The organism is Limnobacter sp. (assembly GCF_036405155.1).
Lineage (GTDB): Bacteria > Pseudomonadota > Gammaproteobacteria > Burkholderiales > Burkholderiaceae_B > Limnobacter.
Genome location: NZ_DASWYD010000006.1, coordinates 364,066 through 377,962, shown reverse-complemented (window position 1 = coordinate 377,962; position 13,897 = coordinate 364,066). Strand labels below are relative to the sequence as shown.

Below are 13,897 nucleotides of genomic sequence, written 5' to 3'. Positions count from 1 at the left end.
CAGTTCAGGAAAACAACATTCTCGAAGAAGGGTCGCCCGGTTTAAACCCACTGTCCGTCAAATGGCGAACCCGCTCAATCAACTGGTTGTAGATGCCCTCAATCGCCTGGGTACTCAGGGTGCGCCCAGAGTCATCCATCATGGGGGCGCCGAATTCCGCATTGAAACTATGACAGATGGAGACCACATCGCCCAGTGAGCGAACCGGGTCCGCGCTATTGGGAACGTCAATGTTGAAACTCAGCAACCGTTTTCCGGGCGCTTGGTGAACCACCATGGTGGCCAAAGTGCCGAATGCATCCGCCAATGACCACTGGTGCCCTTTTTGAACCCAGCCCGCCTTGATCAATGCACTGGACACCACCGCATCATCCACCTGCTCGGGCATCAAACAGTGCAGCCCCAGCAATGTGTCCAAGGCTGCGGCGGCCTGGTCCAAGGTTTCTGCCCGCTTGACAACCTCGCGCATTTCAGGGAACTCAATTTCCGCATTGTGATCATCAGCAAACCGGCGAAAGCGCGTCAGCACCTCGGAGAATTCAATCGAACTCAGCGGACCTTTGCGGTTGGCAATCTGTATGCTGGCTCGCAGTTGCTGCGCCCGCCCCTGAAACGCCGCCGCAGTAAACCACAACACATCACCGCCATCGGGCGATTGAACCCCGGCAGCGTAGACAATCTTTTTGCGATTGATCTGCTCAAGCGCATCCATCAAGGGCTTCCATGCATTTTCATCCTGAGGTTCATCAAAGCGAAAAATGAAATCAGCAAACAAGCGTTGATCAATGGACTCTGCAGGCCGATTGTTGAGCACAGGATCGGACACGACAGCGCCGTCATCGGTGACGACATCCATGGGGCTGTTGTCCCCGTGAAACCCAGGCTCAGTTCGCTCACGGCTGGCCTGTTGCGCGGGTACGGCCAACAGAGGGTCTTCTGTACTCTCACCAAACCGTTCACTGGCTGTTTTGCGGAGGCGAAAGTCCTGCCACCAGTTGTAACCAATCATGGCAGCGATGCCGCCGCCTCCCACGATGAGCAGCGTCAGTTGTAAATCGTTCATACAGTTTCCGTGGCCATTTTTTCGGCAGCCGCCAAGTCGACCGCCACGATGCGGGAAACACCTTTTTCCTGCATCGTGACGCCGATCAATTGCTCGGCCATTTCCATGGCAATCTTGTTGTGAGAAATGAACAGGAATTGGGTCTGTTCGGACATTTGTTTGACCAAGCGGGAAAAACGCTCGGTGTTGGCATCATCCAGCGGTGCATCGACCTCGTCGAGCAAACAGAATGGGGCCGGGTTCAGTTCAAAAATGGCGAACACCAGTGCTGTTGCGGTGAGCGCTTTTTCACCGCCCGACAACAGGTGAATGGTGCCGTTTTTCTTGCCGGGGGGCTGTGCAAACACCTGGACGCCGGCATCCAGAATTTCCTCGCCAGACATGACCAACCGCGCTTCGCCACCACCAAACAACTTGGGGAACAAACGGCTAAAGTGACCATTCACCACATTGAAGGTTTCCTGAAGCAGATCGCGGGTTTCCTTGTCGATTTTGCGAATGGCGTCTTCCAGCGTGGTCATGGCTTCCACCAAGTCGGCTGCTTGCTGGTCTAGGAAGGTTTTTCGCTCGGTGGCCGCAGCCAGTTCTTCTAACGCAGCCAGGTTGACCGCACCCAAGTCCTGCATGGCATTGGTCAAGCGGGTCACCTCAGCCTGCAACACCGAGGCCTTGGGGGGTACGTCCATGGCCAGTATCTCTGCACTCAGCGCTTCCACATTGGCCTGCACTTCATTGAGCAGGTTCAGGAATTGCTCAATCGTCATTTCAGCGGCCTGAATTTTCAGAGCCAAATCTTGAATTTGCGTTCTGAGGGGCTCGGCCTGGCGATCGCTCTCTTTCTCCAATCGCTCAAGCTCAGACACCTTGCTCATGATCTGCTCCATCGCATCGCGGGAGACAGCCACTTTTTCTTCGGCAATCACACGGTCTTCCAATGCCAGTTGGAGCGACTCCTGCGCAGCCACTTCCGACAAGGAATCCAGCTCAGCCAAGGCCGATGACTTGCGCTGCGCAATCTGCTGCATTTGCCCTTGGGCAAATGCGATATCCCGCTCACACTCACGCTTCCGGCTATCCTGGTTGCGAATGTCAAACTCGGCATCCTGCTTTTTGCGCTGGGCAGCCTGCACCGCCTGTTGTTTGTCGCGCAATTGATGCTCGGCCTCCAGCACCTTGTCTTTTAATGCTTCCAAGGCATCACTTTCTACCGCCAATTGCTCGTCCAATGCAGCATAACGGTCTTCTGACTCCAGCAGGATGGCTTTTTGCTCTTCCAGTTCGGACTGCAGCACGGCAATGTCCAAATTGATTTGCTCTCGACGGCTGTCTGCCCTGCTTTGCAATTCCTGAAGGCGAATCAGTTGAACCTGGGCTTCGTGCAAGCGACGGGTGATGGAGTCCACCTGCTGGCGCGCCTGCACGACCAGCGCTTTCTGCTCGTTCACCTTCATCTGAAGTTGATCACGTTTGGCCATGGATTCATTGCGCAGCATGTCCAGAGCGCGAACTTCCGTGCGCAGGGCTTCAATTTGCTGCATGCGTTCCAACCGGCCAGCTTGCGCATCTTCGGCCGCATAAAACTGCACGCTGGACTCGGTCACGCAATGGCCCTGAGGGGTAAATATTTTTTGACCAGGCTTCAGGGTTTTGCGTCTCGATAAGGCGGCGGGCAGGTCTTGCGCCATCAAACAGCCGGACAAAGCGCGAGCCATGGCTTGCACCACACCGGGCTCTGTGGACCGAACGAGGCTTGCCAAATCCTCCGGGGCAATGGAGACCTGCGCTGATTGATCAAGCGCGGTCTCCATGAATGACACCCGAGATGGAGGCGGCTGGTTGGCAAAACCGCCCACCATGTCCACACTGCGAACCTGAAAACTGTCCAGCGACTCACGAAGCGCCGACTCCAGCGCCCTTTCCCAACCACGCTCCACCTGCAGCTTGCGCAGCAAGCGCGGAGTTTCTGCAAGCCCACTGCGTTCAATCCAGGGTTTCAGGGTTTGGCTTTCTGCAACTTGGTCATTCAGTTTTTCCAGGGCGGAAAGCTGAGCCTGTGCGTTGGCATGCTTGTCGCGTTCGGCATTGAATGCGGCCTGAACCAACTCCAGTTGTGCCTGGGCGTCGGCCAAATGTGCCTCATGGTCTTGCAACCGCGCAGTGGATTCGTCCAGATCTGCTGTCAAGTCGCCCACTTTGTTCTGGAGGTCAGCCAGCTCAGCGGTGGATGGCGCTGCAATCTGCCCTTTTTCACCCTGCAAACGCTCCAGTTTGGCTTGTATCACGGACTCGCTGCGGCTGGCAGCTTCCTGTTGAGACGACACCTGGCTTAACTGCCGCTGAACGTCCATGACTTTGGCACGCTGCTGATCAACCGTTTGGCGCGCAGCAGACAGCTGCTCTTCCACGGGCTCGACCGCAAGCTCAGCTTCTTCAACAGCAATGGTCAATTCTTCCAGTATGGACTGCTGATCTTCCGCACTGGCCAAAATGTCTTCAAGGCGGTGTTTCGCTTCGTCTTCTCGGGCTGCCCAGCTGGCCAGCTCAGTTTCCAATTCAGCCACACGGGCCCCAAGCCGGGTGCGGCTTTCCGCCATCACCCGCAAGTCAGCTTCCAGGCGACTCACCTCTCGATTGGCTTCAATCCATCGGCTTTGGTCGTTTTCCAACGTTTGCTGGGCATCAATCTGCTTTTCACGCAGGGCAAACAACTCCGTCTGCGTGTGTATGGACTGCCCCTGAATCTGCTCCAAGTCGGCCTTGGCCCGCTCAAGCTTGGCTTTGCCGGTGTTTTGCTGCTCCCGGGCTTCATTCAAGCGGATGGTCCACAAGTAGCGCTGTTTGGTGTTGCGGCTCTCTTCCAGTTCCTTGAACTGCCGGGCCACTGTGGCCTGTTGCTCCAACCGCTCAATTTGCGAGCCCAGTTCACGGCGAATGTCTTCCACGCGGGTCAAGTTGTCGTGGGTATCCTGCAAACGGTTGCCGGTTTCGCGACGGCGTTCCTTGTATTTGGACACGCCAGCCGCCTCTTCCAGAAAAATCCGCAATTCTTCAGGTCGGGCTTCGATGATGCGCGCGATCATGCCCTGGCCGATAATGGCATAAGCTCGGGGCCCCAAGCCTGTTCCCAGGAAGATGTCTTGAACGTCTCGGCGGCGCACAGCCTGCTGGTTGATGTAATAGGTGGACTGGCCATCGCGGGTCAGTACCCGCTTGACCGATATCTCGGCGTATTGGTTCCAACTGCCGCCAGCCCGGCCTTCTGCATTGTCAAACACCAACTCAACGCTGGCACGAGAGGCTGGCTTTCGGTTCGATGATCCGTTGAAAATCACGTCTTGCATGGATTCGCCACGCAACTCGGATGCTTTGGACTCGCCCAGCACCCAGCGGACCGCATCGATGATGTTGGACTTGCCGCACCCGTTTGGGCCCACAACCCCCACCAAATTGCTGGGCACAGCAAAGGATGTGGGTTCGACAAATGACTTAAAGCCGGCTAAACGAATATGAGTTAAGCGCACGATGAAGCGTTGGGAAGGCCAATAGAAGAACGGTGAAAACGGAACTGCGGCAAAACGGCATACTCAGCCCGCTTTATAATAGCAAAGCCGATGCCCCATAAGTTTCACTCGAGCGAGAATCATGAGCAACAAGCCCAGCCGGGAACTGCAGACCTTCCCAAATCCGAACACGGACCGCCCTTACCACGTGCACATTGAGGTGCCGGAGTTCACCTGCCTGTGTCCTTTGACCGGCCAACCCGACTTTGCCACACTGGTCATCGACTACCTGCCCCACCTGAAAAACGTGGAGCTGAAAAGCCTGAAGATGTACATGTGGTCTTACCGCGATGAAGGTGCGTTCCATGAGGCCGTGACCAACCGCATTTTGGACGACCTGGTGGCCGCAACAGACCCTCGCTACATGAAACTGACCGCCAAATGGTATGTTCGGGGTGGTGTTTACACCACGGTGGTGGCCGAACACCGCCAAGCGGGTTGGACCCCACTGCCCAAAGTTGAACTGGACCAAATTTCGACCATGAACCCCACCCGCGGATAAGACTGCATGCTCACGCCCGTCAAAAACCTCCAGAAACTGCAACCCTACCCCTTTGAGCGCCTTCGGGCGCTGTTCAACGGCGTACAGCACACGGGCGGGCTGAGCCATGTCAACTTGTCCATTGGCGAACCAAAACACCCTACGCCCGAATTGATCAAGCAGGCCTTGATCAACAACATGGAGGGGTTGGCGGTCTACCCGGGCACGCAAGGGCTTCCCGCCATTCGAAACACCATTGCCCAATGGATACTGAAGCGCTTTGATGCCCAAGTGAACCCGGATACCCAGGTGCTGCCCATCCTCGGCTCACGTGAGGCCCTGTTTGCCTTTGCGCAAGTGGTGCTGGATGGTTGTGCCGCAGGCAGCAAGGTTGTGTTTCCCAACCCGTTTTACCAAATTTACGAAGGCGCGACCTTTTTGGGCGGTGCTGAACCGGTCTTTGTGAACATTGACCAGGGCACTGGCCTGCCGGACTTTGCTTCACTGAATGTGGAGACCCTGGCCGCCACGCGCCTGATGTACGTTTGCTCACCCAACAACCCCACCGGTGCGGTGTACACGCTGGACGACTGGCAACGTTTGTTCGACCTCGCGGACGAGCATGATTTCGTGATCGCGTCCGACGAATGCTATTCCGAAATTTACCTGAACGAAAACAACCCACCGATTGGTGCACTGGAAGCAGCAGCCCGGCTGGGCCGATCCGACTTCAACAATCTGGTGGTGTTTTCCAGCTTGTCCAAACGGTCCAACGCCCCTGGCCTGCGTTCAGGCTATGTGGCTGGCGATGCCGACTTGATGGCCGATTTTCTGCGTTACCGCACCTACCACGGCTCGGCCATGTCCACCACCATCCAAGCCGCCAGCGTTGCAGCATGGTCAGACGAAGCCCATGTGGCTGAAAACCGTCGCCTGTATCGCGAAAAGTTTGAGTCCTTCAAAGCGATCGTCGGCGATAAACTGCCGCTGAATATTCCACCAGCCGGTTTTTACTTTTGGGTGAAGGTACCCGGTAGCGACACCGACTTTGCCAAAATGCTGTTTGAACAAGCCCACATCACGGTGCTGCCAGGCAGTTATTTGGGTAGAACACACCAAGGGCACAACCCAGGCGATGGTTACATCCGCATCGCCTTGGTCGCCTCCAAAGCGGAGTGCGACGAAGCCGCACGCCGCATTCACGACATTCTCTGAACAATTTTTTGAGCCAAGGAATACACCATGAGCCATGCATACCAGTCCATCATTGAACAAGCTTGGGAAAACCGTGCGGACATTTCGCCCTCCAAAGCACAGGCAGACGTGCGGGAAGCCGTTCAAGCCACACTGGAAGAACTGAACAAAGGCAGCCTGCGCGTGGCCTCCAAAGAAAACGGAGACTGGGTGACCCACCAATGGATCAAAAAAGCGGTGCTGCTGTCGTTCCGCCTGGAAGACAATAAACCCATGCCGGCTGGTGGTTTTACGCAGTTTTACGACAAAGTGCCCAGCAAGTTCGCCAACTACACGGAAGAGGATTTCAAAGCAGGCGGTTTCCGGGTGGTGCCACCGGCTGTGGCCCGCCGCGGCAGTTTCATCGGCAAAAATGTCGTGCTGATGCCCTCCTACGTCAACATCGGCGCCTATGTAGACGAAGGCACCATGGTGGACACCTGGGCCACCGTGGGCTCTTGCGCGCAAATCGGTAAAAACGTGCACCTGTCGGGTGGCGTGGGCATTGGTGGGGTGCTGGAACCCTTGCAGGCCAACCCCACCATCATTGAGGACAACTGCTTCATCGGTGCACGATCTGAGGTGGTTGAAGGCGTGATCATCGAAGAAAACTCCGTGATTTCCATGGGCGTGTACATCGGCCAAAGCACCAAGATTTACAACCGCGAAACCGGTGAGGTCACCTATGGCCGAGTACCGGCAGGCTCCGTGGTGGTCAGCGGCTCACTGCCGTCCGCCTGCGGAAAATACAATTTGTATTGCGCCGTTATTGTGAAGCAGGTGGACGCCAAAACACGGGCAAAAACCGGCATCAATGAATTGCTTCGCAGCGCTGAATAAGCCCCATGGGAAATGTGACCAGCAATGTTGAAGTTTACGGTATCCCGAATTGCGACAGCGTTAAAAAAGCGCTGAAGAATCTCAGGGATGCCGGTATTGAACCGGTGTTTCACAACTTCAAAACTCACGGTGTTGACGCAGAGTTATTATCCGTCTGGATCGATACACTGGGCATAGACAAAGTGATCAACAAAAAAGGCACCACGTGGCGCGCACTGCCGCCCGAGGATCAGGCTCAAGCCTTGAGCCCGAGCGGTGCCCACGCGCTGGCGCTGAACAACCCATCGGTGATCAAACGCCCAGTGGTCAAGATTGCCAATCAATGGACCATTGGCCTGACCGATTTTTCGGAATTTATTGCATGACTGAGACAGCAACCCACATCGCAGTGGACATACGCGAATTGAAAACAGTTCGTGATTGGGTTCGCTTTGGCGTCTCCGAAATGCGGCGAGCCAAGGTTTTTTTTGGCCACGGTTGTACCAATGCCTTCGATGAAGCGGTTTATCTCACCCAATCGGCACTGTGCTTGCCCATCATGGAGCCGCTTGATGTGTTTTGGGATGCCCGCTTAACCGAGCATGAAAAAACACGATTGTTGAACATGCTGACCGAACGGATTGTTCACCGCAAGCCAGCCAGCTACATCACCGGCGAAAGTTGGTTACAGGGCCACCGCTTTGATGTCGACAAGCGCGTCATTATTCCGCGATCATTCATCGCGGAGTTGCTGGCCGACCAGCTCACCCCGTGGATCAATGACCCTGAGGCACCGATGCAGGTGTTGGACATGTGCACCGGGTCTGGATGCCTGGCTGTTTTGGCGGCCTATGCATTTGAAAATGCCCAAGTGGTGGGTGCAGACCTGTCGGCAGATGCCCTGGAAGTGGCGAAAGGCAATATCAACAATCACCACCTGCAGGATAGGGTCACTTTGGTGGAAACGGACCTGTTCACCGGGCTGGAGGATCAGCAGTTCGACCTCATCATCACCAACCCGCCCTACGTGAACGAGCACACCATGCGCAGACTGCCACCAGAGTATCTGCACGAGCCGCGCATGGCGCTGGCCGGTGGTGACAATGGCATGCAACTGATCGACCGAATTTTGGCGGAAGCGCGCAACCACCTGACCGATGGCGGTTTGTTGGTGGTTGAACTGGGCAATGAAAAAATGCATTTTGAAGAGGCCTACCCCGACCTCAACGTCATCTGGCTAGACACCTCAGCCGGTGATGAACAGGTGTTCCTGATACACAAAGAAGACCTCGAATGATCCAGATTACCGGGCTGTCCATTGCCCGCGGCAGCAAGTCGATTCTCAATCAAGCCAACCTCACGATTTTTCCCAAGGAAAAGGTCGGCTTGATTGGTCACAATGGCGCTGGCAAATCCAGTTTTTTTTCCAGCTTGCTGGGTGAGTTACCGGTGGATGCAGGCAGCATCGACATTCCCCCAGCATGGTCAGTGGCCTGGATTGACCAAGAGGTGACCGCCAACGACACACCCGTGATCGACTTTGCCCTGGAGGGCGACCGGGCACTGCACAGTGTTCGGCAACAACTGCGCCACGCTGAAACCAGTGGCGACTCAAGCCAAATTGCCCACCTGTATGAGCAACTGGACAACCTCGACGGCTACACCGCCGAAAGCCGGGTGGCCACCATTTTGCACGGACTGGGTTTTAAACCCGATGACCTTCAGCGCAAAGTCGGCGAATTTTCAGGTGGCTGGAAAATGCGCCTGAACTTGGCCAAAGTGTTAGGCTCACGGGCTGAGCTTATTCTGCTGGACGAACCGACCAACCACCTGGACATTGAGGCGGTGCTGTGGCTGGCCCAATGGATACGGCAGGTGGACTGTACCGTGCTGGTCATTTCACATGACCGTGAATTTCTGGATGAAATCTGCACGCACACCGTTCACTTGCACGGTCAGCAACTGGTTAAATACACCGGCAACTACTCCACCTTTGAACGTACTTTTGCCGAGCGGGCTGAACAGGTCGACCAGGCCAACCGCAAAGCCAGCGCTGAGATTGAAAGGCTGCAACGCTTTGTAGACCGATTCAAAGCCAAGGCCACCAAAGCCAAACAGGCTCAAAGCCGTGTGAAGCGTATTGAGAAAATCAAGCTGATTGAAACGTTTCAGGTCCAGGCGCATGCAGAAATTCCTTTTCTGGAACCGCACAAAAGCCCTGACCCCCTCGTGGTGCTGACGCGGGCCGCTTGCGGCTATAACGTAGACAAACCCATCATCAGTGGCTTGAATCTTGAAATACGCCCAGGCGACCGCATCGGTTTGTTGGGCTCCAACGGCAACGGCAAAACCACCTTGGTGAAAAGCCTGGTGGGTGATTTGGGTCTGCTGGCTGGTGAACGGGTGGAAGGCAAAGGCTTGGTGGTGGGGTATTTTGCACAGGACCAAATTGAGTCGCTCGACATGGCTGCAACGCCCTTGCAACATCTGGCCCGTGTAGACCGCCAAGCCACTGAACAACAACTGCGCGACTTTCTCGCTCGATTTGACTTCCGGGACGACAAGGTTAGGCAAACCGTCAACAACTTCTCGGGAGGCGAAAAGTCACGCCTGGCCTTGGCCCTGTTGGCCTATTTGCGCCCTAACCTATTGCTGCTTGATGAGCCCACCAACCACCTGGACATGGCCACACGGCAAGCCCTGGCCAATAGCCTGATTGAATTTGAAGGCGCACTGGTCATGGTGTCGCACGATAGGCATTTGCTGGAATCCATCACGGACACTTATTGGCGCGTGCATGCGGGCAAAGTTGCCCCATTTGATGGGGATTTGGAGGATTATGCAGACCTGCTCAGGAAAGAAAGCAACCAAGAGGACAAACCCAAGAGTACAGGTCAATCTGCTCCATCGGCTCAAAGTACGACACAAATCGATCGCCAGGCTCTCCACCAGCGCCTGAAGACGTTGCGCAACCAAATCAAGAAAATCGAGAAACAGCTGGATGAGCGCATCGCTCAATACAAAAGCGCAGAGACTGGGCTGAATGATCTGGATTATTCATCTGCAGAGTCTTCCAGCCTGGCCGCAAAATATTCCCGCGACAGGGACTTGGCGCAACAACAGGTTGATGAGCATGAATCAGCGCTGTTGGAGCTGATGCTGGAAGTGGAAACGCTGGAGGCTTCGCTCGGCCTGTAAATGATGTGCATTTAAACACCCTTCAGATGGCCGCAGAAGGTGCGTGCTGCATCAACAAGTCGTGGAAATCATGGCGACAAAAAATGCTGCCGTCTCCAGCCTCAAGCGCTTCCAATACGCACAGACTGTCCACGAACAGGGATTGTTCACCTGCCGAACCCATTTCAAACAGTTTTCCACTGATTTGACTCACCAAAACGTCCGGAATTTGTTCGGGCATTGCATCGATCGACGGTGAGCCGCCCAAGCGCTCCAGTAACGCCAAAGCCGTGTCCATTGACAATCGCCTGGAGTGCTTGGCCTCATGATGAGCCAATTCGACAAATGCGACATGCCACTGTATCCATTTTGGCCATTCAGAATTGCCCACCAACATGGTGCGGTTACGCTCACTCACCAAGCTATGATAGGCATCGGGTAAATTCCAGGGCATTGGGCTTGCCCATTCAAGAAAACGCAGTACATGCCGCAAGGCCTCTTCTTGTGGATTGGCCGTATTCTGCATTTTCAGACTTGAATGGAGTGGCCCCGAATAGTCTGAAGGGGTTTCCAGAACCGCATCTGCGCTAATTAGCGAGCGCAGCATCAACAAGTCAGACTGGGACTCCTGTTTGCCCCGGGCACCGGGCTCTGGTGACATAGCCGGACCGCTAGTCGAAGGCAAGTCAGGAGAATCCAACTCAGTGAAAGCATTTTCACGGTCACACGACGTCCATGTTGGCTCTGCAACCGACTTGCTTAAAATCTTCTTGGACTGCCCCCGCCACCACACCGCGAAGGTGAGCGCTCCCATCACGGACAGCCCCAGCAACACAAAGCCAAATACTGGCCAATCCTGAACAAATCCGACCTCATTGGTCGGGGTTGCCTCCATCGGATTTCGATCCCGTTTGGGTGGGTAAACGGCAGGGGCTTGTGCCGTCGCCATGTTTGGCGTCGTCTCACCGTTGTGTGCCACGTCCAGCGGTGGTTCAATGCGTTGATTCGTGACTGGCGCCTTGGTGGCTTGCACAGGCGCCCACACCTTCATCGAGGCTGATGTTTCCGCTTTGCGCAGGGATGAGTCATGGTTGGCCTGGCTTGTATGAACAGGCCAGGATGGGCTGTTCGCCAATGACCGTGGCTCGAAATCGCGCACACTCCGTGTGTCATCCAGGGGCGTTTTCAATACCGAGGCCTGATCAGGGGTGTCTGATGGTGCAATGAACACCGGCCACGTCAATTCAAACAGATTCAAAGGGCAAGAGGAACGCAACACCACCTTGCCTTCGGTGGAATCCAATAAAAATTGTCCTGCAAAGCGAAGAGAAATGCGCTGATCGGTTCGCTTGAGAATATCAACAGCCAGCGGTATGGATTCTGCGTCACTGCTTCCACTCTGCCAGAGCGCTTGAAGACAACCTGGTCGAATAACCGAGAAGCCCGAATCACCCGATGACTGAAGATCGACCTGGAAATGGGGTTTGCCACCGAGCTGCCCGTGGCCCGACAAGACACCAGCCTCGACTGCCAACGCAACGCCAGCTGGCCAAACGATCAGCAGGCTCGCCATCATTCGAATCAGCAAAGACCCATAGCGCATGTGCACACCCATGAAAACATCCTGTACGTTGCACACAGATTACTCAAGCCGTACCGAGCTGCGGTATCCTTGAATTGGCCTAATTCCGACGGGTGGGTCGTTGCCCCAATTCAGTAGAAATCTTGGGGGAAAAGTAGAACGTTCGTTCTTCTCATTGAATTTACTCTTGAGTAAACTACGGCCAACCGACAAAAAAGAAAAATCAGGAGACCCTCTATGGCGAACGTCGCCACCTTCCTTCAGCAGCACGAGTCCAGCCCGAATCGCGTGCTTTATCGCCAGTTCATTGACAATGAATGGGTGGATTTCAAAGCCTCGGAAATGATTGACCTGGTTAGAAACTGGCAGAGTTTCTTTCGCTCCATGGGGTTGCAACCAGGTGACCGGGTGGCCATTTGCCTAAAAAACAGCATTCACTGGGTGGCTTTCGACCTGGCTGCGCTGGCGATGGGCATGGTGTCAGTGCCGTTGTACGTCGACGACAATGCCGGAAACATCGGCTATTGCATTCAAAATTCCGGGGCACGGGCTGTGGTGGTTGAGAATGACCGCATCGGCAGGAACCTGCTCAAAGAAGGGCTTCAGGACGTTCGCGTGCTGTCACTGAAATCGGACATAGAAGTGGCTGAAGGTGGAGTTGAAAACGCGCTCCACCTGCTCCGCAGCCTGGAACGAAATCTTGAACCCCTGGAACTGCTCGACCTGCCATCCGGCACATTGGCCACGATCTGTTACACATCCGGCACATCTGGACGTCCGAAAGGCGTGATGCTGTCCCACGACAACATGATCAGCAATGTGGACAGTTGCTTCCAGCTGGACATTGCAAAACCTGAAGACACTTTCCTGTCGTTTTTGCCGATGTCACACATGTTTGAACGCACGGGCGGTTACTACTTGCCCTTGCGTGTGGGTGCGAAGGTGATTTACGCGCGAGGTATTAACCAACTCCCCGAAGACTTGGCCACACAGGCGCCCACCGTGCTGTTTGCCGTGCCCCGCATTTTCGAAAAGTTTTATGGTCGGATCCAGGCCTCGGTCAAGGACTCCGGTTTCAAACGCCGCGCATTCGAAAAGCTGGTGGATGTGGGTTGGCGGATGGAACAAGGCAAAGGCGGCATCATGGACCATTTCCAGCTGCCGCTGCTGCGCGCGAAAGTAGCCCAACCCATTCTGGAGCGCTTGGGTGGTCGCTTGCGCTTGGCTGTTGTGGGTGGTGCAGCGCTGGACAGCACAATTGCAAAAAGCTTCATCGCCATGGGTTTGCCCATTTTGCATGGTTATGGCATGACCGAAGCCTGTCCAGTCATTTCAGTCAACCGCCCGGAAAGCAACGTTCCGGAATCGGTTGGCCCACCTCTGCCCAATGTGAAGGTCAAGCTTGGTGAGAATGACGAACTCTTGGCCAAAGGCCCCAACATCATGTTGGGCTACTGGGAAAATGAAGAAGCTTCCCGGCAAGCGATTGACAAAGACGGTTGGCTGCACACCGGTGATGTCGCAGAGATTAAAGACGGTCGTATTTTCATTCGAGGCCGCATCAAGGACATCATGGTTCTTTCCAACGGCGAGAAATTTTCGCCGCAGGACGCCGAGACGGCCATTATTGGTGACGATGTGTTTGAGCAAATCGTCTTGGTTGGCGAGGGACGGCCGTTCATCTCCATGATCGCAGTCACCGCCAATTCCAATGAAAAGGAACTGATCAAGCGGGCCAATGACCGACTCGGACACCTGCCCCGCTACATCCGTGTTCGGCGGATCATTACGACCAAGGAACCGTGGACGGTTGACAACGGGTTGCTGACGCCAACGCTGAAGGTAAAACGCGTTAAGGTATTGGACGCCTTCAAGGAACGCATTGACGATTTGTATTCTGAAGGCATGGGTGATTGAACCTGCGCTGAACTGAATACCAAAAAAAGCCCATCGACTGATGGGCTTTTTTTGGCGGCACGTCC

Annotated in this window: 10 protein-coding genes; 7 read left to right on the top strand and 3 right to left on the bottom strand. The window is 55.1% G+C overall.

The annotated features are described in order from the left end of the window. Positions 1 to 4: 4 nt before the first annotated feature. Both VGE55_RS08035 and smc read right to left on the bottom strand, forming a co-directional pair. Positions 5 to 1,063, bottom strand: coding sequence for a hypothetical protein (locus tag VGE55_RS08035; RefSeq protein ID WP_331131188.1), 1,059 nt, complete (start codon positions 1,061 to 1,063; stop codon positions 5 to 7). Beyond that, on the bottom strand, positions 1,060 to 4,584 hold the full coding sequence (gene smc, locus VGE55_RS08030; protein ID WP_331131187.1) for a chromosome segregation protein SMC: 3,525 nt from the start codon (positions 4,582 to 4,584) through the stop codon (positions 1,060 to 1,062). The genes VGE55_RS08035 and smc overlap by 4 nt, the downstream gene beginning before the upstream one ends. A 121-nt stretch (positions 4,585 to 4,705) precedes the next feature. On the opposite strand from smc, the gene queF reads away from it, so the two are divergent. From queF to VGE55_RS08000, 6 genes are read left to right on the top strand one after another with little or no spacing between them, the layout of a single operon-like run. Continuing rightward, positions 4,706 to 5,125, top strand: coding sequence for a preQ(1) synthase (gene queF / locus VGE55_RS08025; protein WP_331131186.1), 420 nt, complete (start codon positions 4,706 to 4,708; stop codon positions 5,123 to 5,125). A gap of 6 nt (positions 5,126 to 5,131) precedes the next feature. Then, on the top strand, positions 5,132 to 6,319 hold the full coding sequence (dapC, locus tag VGE55_RS08020) for a succinyldiaminopimelate transaminase (RefSeq protein ID WP_331131185.1): 1,188 nt from the start codon (positions 5,132 to 5,134) through the stop codon (positions 6,317 to 6,319). Positions 6,320 to 6,346: 27 nt separating this feature from the next. After that, entirely contained in the window at positions 6,347 to 7,177 is an 831-nt protein-coding gene (dapD, locus tag VGE55_RS08015) for a 2,3,4,5-tetrahydropyridine-2,6-dicarboxylate N-succinyltransferase (protein WP_331131184.1), read from the top strand. A gap of 5 nt (positions 7,178 to 7,182) precedes the next feature. Beyond that, positions 7,183 to 7,542, top strand: coding sequence for an ArsC/Spx/MgsR family protein (locus tag VGE55_RS08010; protein ID WP_331131183.1), 360 nt, complete (start codon positions 7,183 to 7,185; stop codon positions 7,540 to 7,542). Next, on the top strand, positions 7,539 to 8,453 hold the full coding sequence (gene prmB, locus VGE55_RS08005; RefSeq protein WP_331131182.1) for a 50S ribosomal protein L3 N(5)-glutamine methyltransferase: 915 nt from the start codon (positions 7,539 to 7,541) through the stop codon (positions 8,451 to 8,453). The genes VGE55_RS08010 and prmB overlap by 4 nt, the downstream gene beginning before the upstream one ends. Further along, entirely contained in the window at positions 8,450 to 10,354 is a 1,905-nt protein-coding gene (locus VGE55_RS08000; RefSeq protein WP_331131181.1) for an ATP-binding cassette domain-containing protein, read from the top strand. The genes prmB and VGE55_RS08000 overlap by 4 nt, the downstream gene beginning before the upstream one ends. Positions 10,355 to 10,376: 22 nt before the next feature. On the opposite strand, the gene VGE55_RS07995 is transcribed toward VGE55_RS08000, so the two are convergent. Then, the gene (locus tag VGE55_RS07995) at positions 10,377 to 11,948 is read right to left on the bottom strand and encodes a hypothetical protein (protein ID WP_331131180.1); all 1,572 of its coding nucleotides are present in this window, start codon (positions 11,946 to 11,948) and stop codon (positions 10,377 to 10,379) included. Positions 11,949 to 12,152: 204 nt separating this feature from the next. Here VGE55_RS07995 and VGE55_RS07990 point away from each other — a divergent pair, with 204 nt between their 5' ends. Continuing rightward, positions 12,153 to 13,832 carry an AMP-dependent synthetase/ligase gene (locus VGE55_RS07990; protein WP_331131179.1) on the top strand — a complete coding sequence of 560 codons (1,680 nt, stop codon included), beginning with the start codon at positions 12,153 to 12,155 and terminating at the stop codon, positions 13,830 to 13,832. Positions 13,833 to 13,897 lie beyond the last annotated feature (65 nt).